The sequence below is a fragment of the Candidatus Pedobacter colombiensis genome, assembly GCA_029202485.1.
In the GTDB taxonomy this organism is placed as follows: Bacteria; Bacteroidota; Bacteroidia; order Sphingobacteriales; family Sphingobacteriaceae; genus Pedobacter; species Pedobacter colombiensis.
This window is the reverse complement of sequence record CP119313.1, coordinates 3,094,389-3,111,825: the sequence shown is the minus strand read 5'-3', so window position 1 is coordinate 3,111,825 and position 17,437 is coordinate 3,094,389. Positions and strand designations below refer to the sequence as shown.

General features: G+C 38.6%; 11 protein-coding genes. 7 read left to right on the top strand and 4 right to left on the bottom strand.

The window, feature by feature from the left end:
• Nucleotides 1-14: 14 nt before the first annotated feature.
• Together P0Y49_13095 and P0Y49_13090 are read right to left on the bottom strand one after the other, a co-directional pair.
• Nucleotides 15-866 carry an IS3 family transposase gene (locus P0Y49_13095; protein WEK17733.1) on the bottom strand — a complete coding sequence of 284 codons (852 nt, stop codon included), beginning with the start codon at nt 864-866 and terminating at the stop codon, nt 15-17.
• Entirely contained in the window at nt 863-1,141 is a 279-nt protein-coding gene (locus tag P0Y49_13090) for a transposase (protein WEK17732.1), read from the bottom strand. The genes P0Y49_13095 and P0Y49_13090 overlap by 4 nt, the downstream gene beginning before the upstream one ends.
• A gap of 60 nt (nt 1,142-1,201) precedes the next feature.
• Between P0Y49_13090 and P0Y49_13085 the strand changes: the two genes are divergently transcribed.
• The 5 genes from P0Y49_13085 to P0Y49_13065 all read left to right on the top strand — a co-directional run bounded on the left by P0Y49_13085 (nt 1,202) and on the right by P0Y49_13065 (nt 10,394).
• Nucleotides 1,202-1,399, top strand: a complete 198-nt coding sequence (locus P0Y49_13085; GenBank protein ID WEK17731.1) for a hypothetical protein — start codon at nt 1,202-1,204, stop codon at nt 1,397-1,399.
• Between the two features lie 2 nt (nt 1,400-1,401).
• Complete coding sequence (locus P0Y49_13080; GenBank protein ID WEK17730.1) at nt 1,402-4,035, top strand: DUF4962 domain-containing protein; 2,634 nt, start codon at nt 1,402-1,404, stop codon at nt 4,033-4,035.
• On the top strand, nt 4,032-8,102 hold the full coding sequence (locus P0Y49_13075) for a two-component regulator propeller domain-containing protein (protein ID WEK17729.1): 4,071 nt from the start codon (nt 4,032-4,034) through the stop codon (nt 8,100-8,102). The genes P0Y49_13080 and P0Y49_13075 overlap by 4 nt, the downstream gene beginning before the upstream one ends.
• A gap of 99 nt (nt 8,103-8,201) precedes the next feature.
• Nucleotides 8,202-9,119 carry an ROK family protein gene (locus P0Y49_13070; protein WEK17728.1) on the top strand — a complete coding sequence of 306 codons (918 nt, stop codon included), beginning with the start codon at nt 8,202-8,204 and terminating at the stop codon, nt 9,117-9,119.
• Between the two features lie 18 nt (nt 9,120-9,137).
• Nucleotides 9,138-10,394 (top strand): MFS transporter, encoded by a 1,257-nt coding sequence (locus P0Y49_13065; protein WEK17727.1) that lies wholly within the window; start codon nt 9,138-9,140, stop codon nt 10,392-10,394.
• Nucleotides 10,395-10,399: 5 nt separating this feature from the next.
• On the opposite strand, the gene P0Y49_13060 is transcribed toward P0Y49_13065, so the two are convergent.
• Nucleotides 10,400-12,091: a hypothetical protein gene (locus tag P0Y49_13060; protein WEK17726.1), complete on the bottom strand. Its 1,692-nt coding sequence runs from the start codon at nt 12,089-12,091 to the stop codon at nt 10,400-10,402.
• Nucleotides 12,092-12,203: 112 nt separating this feature from the next.
• Nucleotides 12,204-12,929 carry a ThuA domain-containing protein gene (locus tag P0Y49_13055; GenBank protein ID WEK17725.1) on the bottom strand — a complete coding sequence of 242 codons (726 nt, stop codon included), beginning with the start codon at nt 12,927-12,929 and terminating at the stop codon, nt 12,204-12,206.
• A gap of 206 nt (nt 12,930-13,135) precedes the next feature.
• On the opposite strand from P0Y49_13055, the gene P0Y49_13050 reads away from it, so the two are divergent.
• Entirely contained in the window at nt 13,136-15,877 is a 2,742-nt protein-coding gene (locus P0Y49_13050) for a hypothetical protein (protein ID WEK17724.1), read from the top strand.
• Nucleotides 15,877-17,421 (top strand): trehalase family glycosidase, encoded by a 1,545-nt coding sequence (locus P0Y49_13045; protein WEK17723.1) that lies wholly within the window; start codon nt 15,877-15,879, stop codon nt 17,419-17,421. The genes P0Y49_13050 and P0Y49_13045 overlap by 1 nt, the downstream gene beginning before the upstream one ends.
• Nucleotides 17,422-17,437 lie beyond the last annotated feature (16 nt).

Sequence of the window (17,437 nt, the reverse complement as noted above, 5' to 3'; positions counted from 1 at the left end):
AAACTTAAGATTATTTAGGACACTTTTTTATTATTTTGATAGAATACCTCATTTGGCGTAAGATCGTCCATTGACCGATGCCTTCGTTCATTGTTATAAAATTCCACATACCGTTTTATACCCTGGAATAATTCCATACCACCGTTAGGTGGGTTAAGATAAATATACTCCTGTTTCAAAGATCTCCAGAATCGCTCAATGAACACATTATCCAAGGCTCTTCCCTTGCCATCCATAGATATACTTACATTACTGTCTTTAAGTGCTTTAGTGAAGATCGGACTGGTGAACTGTGAGCCTTGATCCGTATTAAATATACCAGGTGTACCATGTTCTTCAATGGTTTCAAGCAGTACATCTCTGCACCATTCTACGGTCATGGTATTTGAAATGCTCCATCCGACAATCTTTCGGCTGTACACATCAATAATGGCAAACATATACATGAAGCCTCTGAACATGGGAATATAAGTGATATCAGCCTGCCAAACCTGGCCCGGCCGATCTATTTTCAAGCCTTTCAGCAAATATGGATATTTATGGTGTGCCGCATTAGCCTTGCTCAGGTTCTTTTTAGGATAAATTGTCCGCAGGTTCATCACACGATAAAGACGACGTATACGCTTGTTATTCACATGACATCCCAAATCTTTGTTAAGATACGCAGTCATCCGGTCCACGCCGTAAAACGGGCAGTCAAGAAACTTACGGTCAATCAAATTCATTATCGACTGGTTGAACAGCGACTCGCCTTTAGGCTTGAAATAATAGCAGCTGCGCTGCAAGTTCAGTAGCTTGCACTGACTGGCAATACTCAGCGCCTGGTGCTCCGGGGAAATAAGGCTACGCCTTTCAATCATACTCATTTCCCCAAGACTTTTTTTAGGAAATCAACCTGGATCTGAAGTTCGCCAATCTTGGAGTACAGTTCCTTCTCTTTAGATTCTTCCTTTTCATCTGGTTTCTCTGAACCAAACACCGTATCGGCTTTCTCAAGAAATTCACGCTTCCACGCGGTGATCTGTGTGGGATGGAGACTGTATTTGGACGCAAGTTCTTGCATGGTACTACTTTCCTTAATTGCTTCAAGCACCACTTTGGTCTTGAAAACAGAACTGAATTTTCTACGCTCTTTTTTCATTTTCAACTGTTAAATTTATGAATTTAATCAGCCGTCCAATATTTGGGGAGTATTATAGTGATGACCAAAGATTTTAAATATATCATATACGATAAGGGTGAGATTAGGGAACAATTGTTTGACCTTGAAAAAGACCCGGGTGAGACGGATAATCTAGCTATAAAAGCTACCTATAAAAAGAAACTGAACCAAATGCGCGCTTATCTTAAGAAATGGTGTGAAATGCATCAAGACTCATTTTATGCGCAAAAAAAATAGATATGGCTACAACCTTAGCAATCATCCTTCAGTCGGCCTTACTGTTTACGCCGGTTAACCAAACTATTCAACAACAGGTAATTCAAAAGTTGGATACGGGTATGCTTCACCCTCGTACACGCGAATGGGCATATCCTGTAAACCGTGTTGAAGTGCCTGATGACAGTCCTTGTTTGCTGTGGCCGGGTATAAAAGGTAAGACTGTAAAATATAAGGTCCTTTTGGCAACGGATAGCCTGTTTAAAAAGGATGTGATAACCGGTGTTGAACAGCGCTGGGCGGTATACCCTTTACACCAAAGCCTAAAACCGGGCAGATGGTATTGGAAATATGCAGCATCCGAGAAGGCGGGAGGGAAATGGAACTGGTCGCCCGTATACGATTTCATCGTTAAAAAGCAGACCCAAAATCTGTCAGTATCACCGCCTGTAACAACTATATTGGAAAAAAGTAAGGCCATTCATCCTCGTTTGTGGGGTATGAACAAAGGTGCTGATGCTTTTTATTCCAATAACAAACAAAATCCTGAAGCGAAGATTTTTATCGCTGCTTCAACTAAATTATTAGGGCAACCTTTGCCTGAAGAAAAACCTACCCGACCGCGTGATACGACGGGAATGACGGCCTTGCAGCGCAAACAAATGGTTGAGTTTATGTACCATGGTTTTGGCGAAAAAGTAGCTACTCCAATTAGAAACTTGTGTATTGCTTACCAATTGAGCAAAGATGAACGTTTTATAAAAGAAGCGATAAAAAGGGCAGTGCATGTGGCCAGGATGAATCCTGAAAGTCTGGCTACACGTGATGATTTCAATAATGGGAATATTCTTGAAGGATTGGCCTGGCTATATGATGCCGGTTATAAATTCCTGACTGCTGAAGAAAAAGCCGTTTTAAGAAGGACAATCAGCATCCGCGGACAAAGGATATATGAAGGTTTGCCTAACCGCTTTGAACTTCAAATGTGCGATAACCATGTTTGGCAACATATTTTACGCAATTTCTCTATTGCAGCAGTCGCTGTAGCTGGAGATTTGCCGGAAGCAAATGAATGGCTGACCTATGTATATGAAGTATGGAGCGCCCGTTTTCCGGTACTGGGGACTACTGATGGGGGATGGCATGAAGGTAATGGTTATTTCAGGGTGCATTATGAAACATTGATCTATTTACCGGAGCTATTTGGTAATATTTCTGGGGTAGATTATTTTAAGCAGTCCTGGATGCAGAATCTTCCATATTATATGCTGTATAGCTATCCACCAAATTCAACTTCTACCGCAGTTGGAGATATGCACGAGAATTTAAAGGACATGGTAAAGATGCAGGCTGTATTTGCCGATGCGTTATCTATGAAAATGAATAATTCATACCTCAACTGGTATGTTTCCGAAATAAAGAAAAGTAAGCCTGAGTATTTTAAAGGGAATGATGATTTTCAGTTGTTTAGATTGTTGAATTTCAATCCAAAAGCAGTAAAACAAATAGCCTTGCCTTCGGCTTTGCCTAAAGGTCGAGAATTTAAAGACATTGGTTTGGCAGCTATGCATTCCGACCTGACACATGCAGGGAAAGAACTGGCTAGTTATTTAATGGCCAATCCTTTTGGTGCTGCAGGTCATGGTCATGCTGCTCAAAATGCATTTACCATCAACTATAAGGGTAAAAAGATATTTGGTGGAACTGGGTTTTATAGCAATTTTAGCGATGCACATAATCTGTTGGATTATCGTTCTTCGAGAGGGTATAATACAATTTTGGCAGATAGTCTTGGTCAAAGGATAGGCGAGGATGGATATGGCTGGATGCCCCGCTTTATGACGGGAGAACATATTCAATATGCTTTAGGTGATGCTTCAAATGCTTATGGTGAGGTAACTACTGACTTTTGGCTGGGACGCTTTAAAGAAATTGGTATTAAAGCCGATAAGCGTAGCGGTTATGGCAACTCTGGTGTAAAATTGTACAGAAGACACATGTTACAATTAGACAGTAATTACGTAGTCTTATATGATGAGTTGGAAGCTGATAAACCTGTAAAATGGACCACGCAATTTCATAGCCCCTTTATGATGAATGGGAAAAACACAGTAAATGCCCTATCACAACAATTTGATGTGAAAACTGGATTTGCTAGTGTAAATGCGGCTGTTTATGCACATACTCCTTTGCAAATGGTGGTCCATGATAAATATAATTACCCTGCAAAAAACTGGAAAGGTAAGACCGATGATGAAGGAAATATCATCGAATTTAAAGATCAATGGCATGCAGGCATCAGTACGGTTAATCCAGTGCGGGTAAATCGGTTTTTAACCATCATTCAGTTAAAAAACAAAACTGTAGAGGTGATTAAAATGGTGAATGAGGTAAATGGGCTTTACAACTTACAAGTAGGAGTTTGGAATATTATGGCTGAGCTAAATGCAGCTAATCCTGCATCATTGGTCGTAAAATCAGCTATTGATAACGTCGCGTTTAGCTATGGTGCTATGCCTGTTAAAATTCAAGACAAAGTTTATGAGCACAATATAAAAGGTAGCTCTATGCTGATTGAAATAAAAAATAAGACATTAAACAGACAAGAAGTAGTGGATAGTTTGCCGGATGTAGTTAATTTTGACGCGGGATTATGAGGAAAGCAGTATCTATCTTTTGTTTGTTGGTTTGGTTGGTATTAACAGGCCAGATCGTACATGCGCAAGATGTTACTGAGCAACCTGTAAAGCGTTATTTCAGGAGTATTTCTGTCGATAAAGGCTTGTCGCAAAGTACGGTGTTTTCTATTGTACAAGATACACTTGGCTTTATGTGGATGGCCACTCAGGATGGGCTTAACCGCTATGATGGAGAGAGTTTTACGGTTTACAGACCTTCTAAAAGCGATAAAACCAGTTTACAGTCAAACTATATCCGCAGTATTTATCTGGATGATAAAGGGCTGCTATGGGTAGGTGGTAACCAGGGTGTAAGTCGTTATGACTATGCAACCAATAGCTTCGAGAATTACCAACTACCCCGCAAATCAGGCGAATGGTATATTTCATCCATTGTACAAGATGCCGGCAAATTAATTTGGGCCAGCTCAAGTGCGGGAGAGATTTTCTATCTGGATCAGGCTTCCGCTCAGTTTAAGCAAATTAATTTCGACACATCGGTTTATAATATTAAAAGTGTAACCCGCCTGGCCTTGTTAAAAAATACTTTGCTGGTGGGCACTGATGTTGGCTTGTTCAAAATGAATTTGGCGACAAAGAAATTGATGGCTATAAATTTAGGTGTAAACAGACCTAGAATTAATGAGTTTTTTATTGATGGACAATGGTTGCTGATTGGTACTGAGGGGCATGGATTAATTAAGTACAACATTAACACTGGCGTAACGAGCAACTATAGACACAGCCCTAGCAATCCTGCCGGACTAGCTGATAATGATGTACGCGGGATAAGCAAAGACGTAAAAGGTAACATTTGGTTAGGAACCTTTAAAGGACTTTCTATTCTTGATGCTAAGGACGGAACTTTTCAAAATTACTATCACCAGGCTTCTATACCTTATACCATTAGTCAAAATTCGGTACGTTGCGTATATCGGGACAATCAGGATGGGATGTGGATGGGTACCTTTTATGGAGGAATAAACTATTATCATCACAATGACATTAAGTTTAACCTCCTGAATCAGAATACAGGAACACTATCTTTAAATGACCAGGTCGTAAATGTAATTAAGCAAGATCATAAAGGCGATTTCTGGATCGGTACCAATGATAAAGGATTAAATTATTGGAATCGAAACGCAGGTACTATTAAGTATTATACTTATAAAGAATCGGGTCAGGGAGCACTAAGCTCTAACAACATCAAAGCTATTGCTTTTGATCAGAATGGTAAATTATTGGTGGGTACGCATAATGAGGGCCTCAATTATTTCGATCCCGCTACCGGAAAAAGTAGGGTCTATCGGCATTCATCAACGGATCCAAAAAGTATTACCGGAGATATGGTATATGCCTTGTTAAAAGATCATAAGGGTAGAATGTGGGTAGGGACGCGGTCCGGTTTAGATGAGTTTAATGTTGCCGATCAATCCTTTAATCATTTTTACATGGATAAGGCCGGGAAGCGTTTAACTTCTGATGAAGTGACCTATTTGCTCGAAGATTCTAAAGGGCGAATATGGATAGGCACAACAAACGGCGTAAATATATTTTACCCGGATAACCTGTTGTTTGATACTTTTCCAGGTACCTTACTTAGTAATGATGTAGTAAGCTGTATTGTTGAAGACAATAAGAACCGTATTTGGATAGGAACACGGGATGGCTTAAACCTATTTGATGAAAAAACCCGATCGTTTGTCACCTTTAATACACGTAAGGATTTTCTTAAGGGGACTATTTATGGTATACTGGTCGATGATGAAGGGTATCTTTGGATTTCGACTAATAAAGGTCTGGTTAAGTTTCATCCGGATACTCGTAAACTACAGGTGTTTGACAATAAGGATGGTTTACAGAACAATCAGTTTAATCTGTATGCTTTTTGTAAAGCTGCTGATGGGATGATGCTTTTTGGTGGTATAAACGGTATTTCGTACTTCTATCCTAAAGCTTTGAAGCAAGATCTACTTAAACTAAAGGTGACTTTTACGGGGCTCGAAGTATTTAATAAAACAGTTGTTCCTGATGATGGTTCCAATATTTTGGATCAACATATAGATCAAGCCGAAAAGCTAACTTTTAAGCACGAATATAAACAGTTTACGATCTTTTTTAATGCCTTCAATTATATCTCGCCCAGTAAAACGAAGTACGAGTATAAGCTGGAAGGTTTTAATAGCGATTGGCAGATCACGGAGGGTACGTCTAAGGCTAGCTATACCAATTTGCAACCTGGAAAATATGTATTTCAGGTAAGAGCCATTGGCCCTTCAGGAGAAAGCAGTGCTGTGAAAAGGCTGGTTATTGTGATCTCTCCACCTTGGTGGAACAGCAATTGGTTCTATCTGCTGATGATCATATTAGCTGCTGCTGCAGGGTATATGGTATACCGTGTAGTTTCGGAGCGTATAAGGACATTGCATCAGCTTAAACTGGAAAGAATGGAACGAGAAAAGGTAGACTACATCAATCAGATGAAGATGGAGTTCTTTACTAATGTTTCTCATGAATTCCGTACGCCTTTAACCCTGATCCTTGCTCCATTGGAAGAGATCATGAGCAAGCCGGTTACTGATAAACCGCTAAGGAAACATCATGAACTGATGATGCATAATGCAAAGCGTTTGTATCATCTGGTTGATCAACTTTTTGAGTTTAAGAAAACAGAGTTGGGTACTAAAAAGCTAAAGGTAAATAAGGCTGATATGGTTAGTTTTATCCATGAGGTTTATGGTTCGTTTACCACTTTATCTGAAAAGAATAAAATCAAATACACTTTCCGCTCTACGGAGGCAAGATTGTCCTTCTATTTTGATAAGGATGCTATTGAAAAGATCATGTTTAACCTGCTTTCCAATGCATTTAAATATACTCCGGAAGGGGGCTCCATAAATATTGAGTTTGCTAAGAAGAATGGTGATGCTGTGATTAAAGTAAGTGATACAGGAATTGGTATTGCTGAGCAACATAGGGATCGCATCTTCGACAGGTTTTACCAGGTAGATGGCCGGGAGATGAACCTGGGCTCTGGTGTTGGTCTGGCTTTTACCAAACGTTTAGTGGAATTGCATCATGGAACCATTACAGTAGATAGTGTAGCAGGTAAAGGCAGTGTTTTTATCGTGGTTATCCCTTTGGCTGATGAGTTGTATGAGGCTGACGAGCATAACGAAGTACCAAGATACGAGCTTTCTGTAGAAAATGTTATCCATAGCCAGGTTGTAGAAAATGAAGAGCTTGTTCAAATAGAAACAGAGGGGGCAGAGCTTGAAAAAGAGAAACTGCTGGTCATCGATGATAACCCGGAGATTGTAGGCTATCTTAAAAATTATTTTAATAAGATTTACGAGGTTAGTGTTGCCTATGATGGTAAGGAAGCATTAGCTTTATTGGAAGAAGAGTCTGTCGATCTGATCATTTGTGACGTAATGATGCCAGAACTTGATGGGATACACTTTTGTAAAAGGATAAAGCAAAATATTCAAACCTGTCATATCCCGGTGATTTTGCTGACCGCTAAAATTGAAACCAATCAGCAGATCAAAGGATTGGAAGTTGGGGCCGACGATTACGTTACCAAACCTTTTTCTATAGCTTTGCTCGAAGCTAAGTTGCAAAACATCAGTCGTTCACGCAAAAGATTAAAAGAGTATTATTCTAGTTCCAAGGAGATCGTTCCGGAAAATATAGCTTTCAATACGCTTGATGAAGACTTTTTAAGAGCTGCTATTGCTATTATTGAATCACACATTACGGAGTCTGATTTTTCAGTCGATAAGTTTAGCCGGGAAATAGGCATGAGCAGATCAAATCTTTATTTAAAATTGAAAGCCATTACCGGCGAATCTGCAACTGATTTTATCAAGCGTATCCGTTTTAAAAAAGCAGTAGAATTGATGGAGTCACGACAGTATACCATTGCGCAAGTTGCCTATATGTCGGGCTTTAATTCACCTTCTTATTTCTCTACGGCATTTAAGCAATATTATGATTGTATGCCAACGGAATACCTTGCAAAGAAAGAATTAGACCTTGATTAAGTACTTTTAGCACAAAATCTAAATCATTTAAGTCAATATTGAAATCCCCTCAGGGGCTTTACAGCTAATTTCGATTTAATAATTGAAACCTGAGAAAAATTGACAAAATCGTACGCTATAGGAATTGATGTGGGTGGTTCATCCTTAAAATGTGGACTGGTAAGTAACACAGGAGAAGTGGTCTATTCATTTTTATTTCCGCTAAATAATGTTTTAACAGAAGGTGAAGTAATTGCATTAATTAATGCAGCTATCCGCAAATGTGTGGAGTATGCTCCCGAAAAAGTAATCGGAGTTGGTATTGGTTTTCCCGGTATCGTAGATCAGAATGTGGTGATCGGTGGGGCCGACAATTTGCCCGGATTTGAAAACTTAGATTTGGGTAAAATCATAGCTGCTTCTACGAGTTTAAATGTGGTGATTGATAATGATGCCAATATGATGGGCTGGGGAGAGTTGGTTTATGGCGCTGCTGGTGATTGCACTGATGTGGTTTTTATCACGATAGGTACAGGGATAGGAGGCGGACTGATCATTGATGGTAAGCTTTATGGTGGTTATAAAAACAGGGGTACAGAATTGGGGCACATCACCATCCAGCATAACGGAATTAAGTGCTCTTGTGGATCATCGGGCTGTTTCGAAGCTTATGCTTCAGTAAGTGCATTAATTAATGATTATGCAGTGTTGCATGATACCGATACCGAAGGTATAACCGGGAAAATGATTGTAGAGAATTACCTGGCCAGGGAGCAAGAAGCCGTTTCGGCCATGCAAAAACATTTCGATTACATGGCAACAGGAATAGCAAGTTATATAAATGTGTTTAGTCCGCAAAAAGTAGTATTGGGTGGAGGAATTACTGAAGCAGGTAAATTCTACATCGAAGAGATCAAATCAAGAGTGATGGAAAGGGTTATGCCCGGAACCTCACAGTATACCCATATTGTGGCTGCAAAATTAGGTAATCAGGCAGGTTTGCTCGGTTGCGCAGCAAGAGTGTTTTCAAAGTTTTAATCATTTAAAAGAATTTATATGCAGCGTAATAATTTTCTGGTTGGCGTTATTTTATTGATCTGGTTCGTCATTTCATTTGTGACCAATATTCTTGGTCCGTTAATGCCTATTATCATTCAGACTTATAAACTGAGTCTTACGATGGCGGCTTTTTTGCCTTTTTCATTTTTTTTGGCTTATGGAATTATGTCTATTCCATCAGGAATGATGATTGAGCGGATTGGTGAGAAAAAATCGATGTTGATCGCTTTTACTTTGAATTTTATTGGTGCTATCGCTTTTGGTCTATACCCACAATATAGTATTGCCCTGGGCTCTTTATTTATCATTGGGATGGGGATGGCGATGTTGCAAGTGATTATTAATCCGTTGATGCGTACTGCAGGTGGAGAAGAAAATTTTGCTTTCTTTTCTGTGATGGGGCAATTGGTATTTGGTTTGGCCTCTTTTATCAGCCCGTTTGTATTTTCTTATCTCTTATCAGAACTTTCTGCAACTCCTATTGGAAATCCATTAGTAGGGATGTTGGCTGGTTTGGTAAAAGACAATTTATCGTGGACTGCATTGTACTGGCTGTTTAGCTTTATCTTTTTATTGATTCTATTGTTACTTTCTTTTATAAAAATGCCTGTGGTAGAATTAAAGGACGACGAAAAATCTGGAGCCACAAGTGTTTATCTGGGTTTGCTTAAAAACAAGGAAGTATTGTTGTTTTTTGTTGGTATTGTGGCTTATGTAGGTACAGAACAGGCATTGGCAAACTGGATGTCTGAGTTTTTAAGGACTTACCATAATGTAGATCCCAATCAAGGTGGTGCGCAGGCAGTGGCATGGTTCTGGGGCTTAATGTCGCTGGGGTGTTTACTTGGCCTGGCTTTGTTAAAGCTATGGGATTCAAAGTTGATCCTGAAAATAGCTACACTGATTTCGATGGTTACAGTTTCTATAGCATTATTTGGCGAGAAGGATATGGCATTATATGCCTTTCCACTAGCTGGATTCTTTATTTCGGTAATGTTTTCTATTATCTTTTCTCTGGCTTTAAACTCTGTTGCGCAGCATCATGGTTCTTTTTCAGGGATATTATGTTCAGGTATTTTTGGCGGGGCATTAGTGCCACTAATAATTGGTTCTTTGGGCGATGTAATAGGACTGCGTTATGCATTGATGTTTCTTTACATCACTTTGGCTTATATACTGTTTCTGGCTTATTATGCTAAGCCGATGATTAATAACAAGACGGTAAGTTTGAAGGAACTGCTTGTTGGAAAGTAAAGTTTTTATTCTATGTTCCTTGATCTTTGAAAATCGGTGATCTGCTCTTTCATCACATTGATATCTCCTGGCAACATATAAGTACTTAAGTTATCGGCATAATCATGAAGTAATTGAGAGAGCAGTGCATCGTTCTTAGCTGTTTTTACGATAAACCTTTCGCGTCTAGCAAGTGCATCTGCTTTAAGGGAAGGGTAGATAAAAACACTACTGATAACATTGCATACCTTTATATCAAGAGTAAAGTCTGTAGAGGTATCTTTACGTTTTAGCCCACCACCATGCTGCTCAAATTCATCATAATTTCCTGTACAATTAAATAGAATAACGTTCGATTGGAAGAAAATCTCAGTATTAAAAAACATGTAGATTTCATAAACCAGCTTTCTGCCAAAAGAATTTACTGCAATTCCAAGCAGCACCAGGAACAGGCATAAAAGTACATTGGGAGAGTAAGTGATCAGTGCAGCAGTGGGTTGATTTTTAACCAGGTCAATATCTATGCCGGGTGTGGTCATCACACTACAAAATATGAGGATGATCCCCAGGCATATCAATATAGTTCCAATACCCCATACCTTCTTAATCAGTTGATCGGTCTCCTCATCATAGGTAGATGAGAACAGGGCTGGTTCTGTTTCATAAACATATTCAAAATTGAAATCACCCTTTCTGTTCTCATCGCCAGCCAGCGCATCTTTAGCATAAGCGGTAGCTTGCTTGGTCTGCCAGCCTGTTAGCTTAGCAACTGTATTCTCAAATTGTTGTAACAGATTTCCGGGCTGTGTGTAAGTGCGGTGATTGGTCCTTCCTAAAGTTGAAACATTTACGGTCACTACTTCACGTTTGCCGAAAGCCCTTTCTATTAATTTAAATGCAACAAGCGAGGTGAATATCATAATTGCACCCACAGCGAGTATAAATGCAAATAGGGCAAAATTGATTTGGCCTGTATAAGGTTTAAAGAAAAAGATTGTCAATATAAAGAAGATGACAAACAATACAATTTTATATCTGATATCGTTTTTTTGTGATCTTTCTACTAAGGACTCGATTCTCGATGGTCTACATAAGCTCAGTAATCCTACTAATATAAACAGATTGATCCAGGTCATGTTTATCGGAAAAATCTCAAGGTAAGCTAGAAAAAGGAAAAAGAATAAGATCACTAAAAATGAGGCCAATAGCGAGATAGATTTAGATTGATTCTTGATGAATTGGGTGACAGGATAAGGAAGATGATCAACAATCTTTGAGTTCTTTTTTCCTGATATTAATCTGAAAAATAATACTTCCCACCATTTGATATCGCTTTTTTCTATATCAACGAGGCTAAACGAATGGCTGTGCAAAATATCTGAAAGTGCACTGGCGCCATTTTGGCCTTTGTTTCTTTGTCCCAGTAAATTGTTTACACGTTTATTTTGAGCAGGACTGTAAGTTTCATCAAGATCAAAGCTGCGTTCATGCTGATAACCCCTCCAGAATGAAATTCCGCCTACTATGAGAAAGGCAAGACCTGCACTTAATTTCTCAACTACCAGATTTATGAAACCTGCTTTTAAATCTTGTTTTACAGTGAGAAGCAAGATAAGCCCAAAAACAATGGTAAGTATGCTGATGATAAAGGACGTTACTGAGAGTTGCCTGAAAGGATGCTTTTCTGTCCGGAGATTATTAGGTATTTTTAATTTCATGGTGAGATGTTAATTTCTAGAAGTTTGACTTCTGCAAGTTAATGTTTTTTTGTAAAAATTTAAAGAAGAGGATGAATGCCGGCACTATATGCCTCTTATTTATAACCTCTTTTTATTTTTTATGCTGGGCCACAGACCATTCAATTCCCTGTTTCAACAATTTTCTGTAATTAGGATTGGCAAAAGCTTCTGGTCCATGTCCAAGTTGTATAAAAAGCACTTTGTTATTCCCGTATGGATTAATCCATGCGATATAACGTGAGCTCCCCGGATGAGTTGTACTGAGTAAAGGTTTTATGCCAGGTTGAATACCAAATCGACCATAAACTTCATCATGGATTTCAAAATCTTTAAGTCCTCTGGTAACCGGATGTTTTGGGTCTTCAATTTTTACCGGAATAATTACATCATGTTGATAGTTGGAGCTTAATGTGTCACCGTTTATGACTGTTGGTTCTGTATAATACTTGCCACCTATAATCCGTTGAAATTCATCCCATTTCTGATAAGATACAAGTGAATGATGCAGAAAAATCATTGCCTTTCCTTTATTCAATAATTTCAGGTAGGCTTGTTTTTGTGGAGGCGTGATTGTATCATACATATCATAGAAAACCAGGGCGTCGTATTTATCAACCGCAGGAGAAGCGATCAGTTCGTTAGCTTCAGGTTGTTTTAGTTTATCATAACTGATATTGCCCAGGGAGTCAAACATATTGTAAAATGGTATCTGTTTAAATCCATGGCCTCCGGTAATGATAAGAATATGATTTTTTTTCTGCGCAAAACAACCTATGGTGATAAAGCAGAGTATGAAGACGATTCCTATTGATTTCATAAAGAAAGTTTGTATTAAAATATGATTTTTTATTAAGTATAACAGCTTTTTTACAACTTGAAATAGCCAATGGTAATATCCTACAGGATTTTGGGGAAATAATATAGTAAAGCCTATAGGCCAGTAACTATATTTGAGATTTGCATATTTAACCAAATGTAGTCTGAACTTTTTTAAAGCTTTAGATATTCTGAAATCTGTATTGAATGAGAAATTTCCCCATTTTTATTTGTTTGTGTTTTTTGCTTTTTAGCACTACAGGATCTGGTGCGATTGAGGTTTATAAAAAAAATAAACGCACTATCGTTATTCCAATCCAAAGCAATTCAAGGGTTAAATTCGGAGCAGATAGATTGGTAAAATCATTATCATTAATTGGTTATGATGTTAAGATTGTACAAAGTGATAAAGTGCCAAAAGGCAGCGAACTGATTGTAATCGGTACAAAAGGAGATAAACTACTGACTGGTTTATCAACAACCAATTCAGGTAAACAACCCGGAAAAGAAGGGTTTAGCATCAGTTACACCAAAGACAAGAACCTTGTTGTTGAAGGTACAGATCATTCCGGGGCTTTGTACGGTTGCATGGAGCTTGCAGATGAAATAAAAACTAAAGGTAAACTCCCCGAAGATATATCTCTTATAGATCAGCCAGAAATGGTATTACGTGGCACATGCATCGGATTACAAAAGCCTGAGTATTTGCCCGGCAGAGATGTATATGAATATCCCTATACACCAGAAACTTTTCCTTGGTTTTATGATAAAGCATTGTGGATACAGTATTTGGACATGATGGTAGAGAACCGTTATAATTCATTATATCTTTGGAATGGACATCCTTTCGCATCGTTGGTCAGACTTAAAGATTATCCTTACGCAGTAGAAGTAAGTGATGAGACTTTTAAAAAGAATGAAGAAATGTTTAAGTTTCTTACAGAAGAAGCGGATAAACGTGGTATATGGGTAATTCAGATGTTTTATAACATTCTTATTCCAAAGCCTTTTGCCGAAAAACATCACATGAAAACCCAGGATAGAAATCGTCCCATTATTCCATTAATAGCCGATTATACCCGCAAATCTATTGCTGCCTTTGTGGAGAAATATCCTAATGTAGGCTTGTTAGTGGCTTTGGGCGAAGCGATGGAAGGTGTAGGACAGGATGATGTGGATTGGTTTACTGAGACAATTATTCCTGGTGTAAAAGACGGTTTAAAAGCTGCTGGTATTAAAAATGAACCTCCAATTGTTTTGAGAGCTCATGATACAGATGCACCAAGAGTAATGGCATCAGCTTTACCTTTATATAAAAATCTGTACACCGAAAATAAGTTTAATGGTGAAGCTTTAACTACCTATACACCAAGGGGAAGTTGGGCAGAGTTACATAGAAAATTAAGTGCAATTGGTACCGTTCATATTGCTAATGTGCATATTCTGGCTAATCTTGAACCCTTTCGCTATGGTTCTGCTGATTTTATCCAGAAATCAGTACAGGCCATGAATAAAATATATGGAGCTAAGGGCTTGCATCTTTATCCGCAATCCGGTTACTGGGATTGGCCTTATACGGCTGATAAGATTAGCGAAAGACAATTACAGGTCGATAGGGATTGGATTTGGTACAAAGAATGGGCCAGGTATGCATGGAATTCTGCCAGAGATAGAAATGAGGAGATCAATTACTGGGGACAGGAATTAGCCAACAAATATGGCACTGATTTAAACGGAGGCAAAGCAATTTTAGATGCTTATGAAGCATCAGGAGAGATTTCTCCTAAGCTTTTACGTCGTTACGGGATTACAGATGGAAACAGGCAGACCTTAACATTAGGTATGTTAATGACGCAGCTGATCAATCCTTATCGTTATGGCTTATTTACTTTAATGTACGAATCAGAAGCGCCGGAAGGGGAGATGATAATCGAGTATGCTGAGAAGGAATGGAAAAAACAGGGGCATATTGGAGAAACACCGGTGCAGGTAGCTAAAGAAGTGATCGCACATGGTAAACAAGCGTTGGCAGCTATAAATAAAGCAGCGCCAACCGTTACCAAAGATACAGCAGAGTTTAGAAGACTTAGGAACGATATGTATTGTTATGACGCCATGGCAAATTTTTATGCAGAAAAGGTAAAGTCTGCACTATGGGTTTTACGGTATAAGTATTCTAATGATGTAGCCGATTTGGAAAAGGCTTTACCATTTCTGGAAAAGAGCGTTGATTATTATGCTGATCTGGTTAAACTGACACAGAATGATTACCTGTATGCAAACAGCATGCAAACCAAACAACGTAAAATACCAATGCGTGGGGTAGACAAAACTTTTATCCACTGGAAGGAAATGTTACCGGTGTTTACCAAAGAGCTTAACCATTTTAAAAGAAGTATTGACTCCTTAAAATCAGTAGGTTTAGGAAAAGCGAATATTATGGAGCCATTTAAAAATGCTGTAGTTAAACTATTGTCGGGCAACGAAAGCTACATCATTAATAAAGATGCGGGGGTATTTATTGATTCAGTTGCCCCTATAAAAGATGTCACAGAAAAATTGATAGGACTTAAAGGTGTAAAATTGAATAAAGCACAACAGATAAAATCCGGTACTACACTTAAGTTTAGTAATACAACTCCGGTAAAAGTGTTGGTTGGCTTCTTCAATAAAAAAGGGCGTTCTTATCTGGCTGCGCCAGAATTGGAAACTGATGCCAGCGCAAATAATTATGGACAATCGGAGATAAAGATCTCCAATGCCCTGGTTTTAGATGGCTATCCACCGATTAACGTGCACGCTTATTCGTTTGAAGCAGGAACAAATACTTTAACTTTAGGAAAGGGAGCTTGCATGATTCTTGGTTTTATTAGTGAAAGTCAGAAAATGCGGATTTATAATGCAGGATTGGATGGCAAGGGAAAAGATATTGATTGGTTATTTGAATAATGATGAATAGAAAAGAATTAATAGCCATTGCCCTGTTTTTGCTGGTCGGAACTGGAGTTTTTGCGCAATCACAGGTCACGGCAAAGCTTAAAAAATATGTGACTTATTTTAACTCCATTGATACAGAAGCCGTCAAAAATTTTGTGCCAAATGCGCAATCTTATGATTGGCTTGCACAAAACATACCTTTGCTGGACTGCCCGGACAAAGTGCTGGAGCAAAATTATTATTACCGTTGGTGGTCTTTTCGCAAACATCTTGTAAAAACACCCGAAGGTTTTATCTTCACTGAGTTTATTGAACCTGTTAAACATGCCGGTAAATATAATTCTATTAGTTGTGCGCTGGGACATCACATTTACGAAGGCCGCTGGCTTAAAAACACAGATTATTTAAAGGAATACATAGACTTCTGGTTGTATTATGCTGATGTTGGTCAGAGCAGGCAGCGTTTCCATCAGTTTAGCAGTTGGTTGGATGATGCTGTTTATCAGAATTATTTAGTAACACCCGATATAGCTCATTTAAAACGCATTTTGCCTGCATTGGATGCCGATTATGCCAAGTGGGAAAAGGAAAGGCAGTTAAAGAGTGGTTTGTTCTGGCAGTTTGATGTAAAAGACGGCATGGAAGAGTCGGTGAGTGGATCGAGAAAAGAAGAGAACAGAAGACCAACAATTAACAGTTATATGTATGGAAATGCTAAAGCACTGGCTAGTATAGCTGATATTATTGGTGATAAGGCACTTGTGCAAAAATATAATGGTAAAGCTGACGAGCTTAAAAAATTAGTGCAAGATAGTCTTTGGGATAGCAAAGCAAGCTTTTTTAAAACCGGAATGGCCCATGGAGAACTGGCAAATGCACGCGAAGCGATAGGATTTATTCCATGGGATTTTAACTTGCCTGCTGATCAACCAATTTATGCTAAGGCCTGGGACCAGCTATTGGATACCGGAGGATTTAATGCACCTTGGGGTTTAACTACTGCTGAAAGAAGAGAACCTTCATTCAGAACCAGAGGCTCCGGGCATAATTGTGAATGGGATGGTGCTTTATGGCCTTTTGCCAGTGCCCAAACCTTAAAGGGGTTGGCTAATTTGCTTACCAATTATAAAAATCATGGTAAGATGACCACAAAAGTCTTTTATGATGAACTCCATAAATACGCTAAGTCTCATCAGAAGAATGGTAAACCCTATCTGGGGGAGTATCAGGATGAAAAGAATGGCGAATGGCTGAAAGGTGATAACCCAAGAAGCAGTTTTTATAACCACTCTACTTTTTGCGATTTAGTAATTAATGATTTGATCGGTATTAAACCAAGGGTAGATAATGCCATTGGATTTTATCCTTTAATTCCGGAAGGGGCTTGGGATTGGTTTCAACTGGATAACATCTCATATCACGGAAAGATTCTTAAAGTATTATGGGATAAAACCGGTAAGAAATACAATAAAGGAAAAGGGTTGTACATCTATGCCAACGGAAAAGAAATTTATCATGCTGCGAACTTAAAACCTGCAGTAATTCAACTTAAATAACCAGTTAATATAGCCG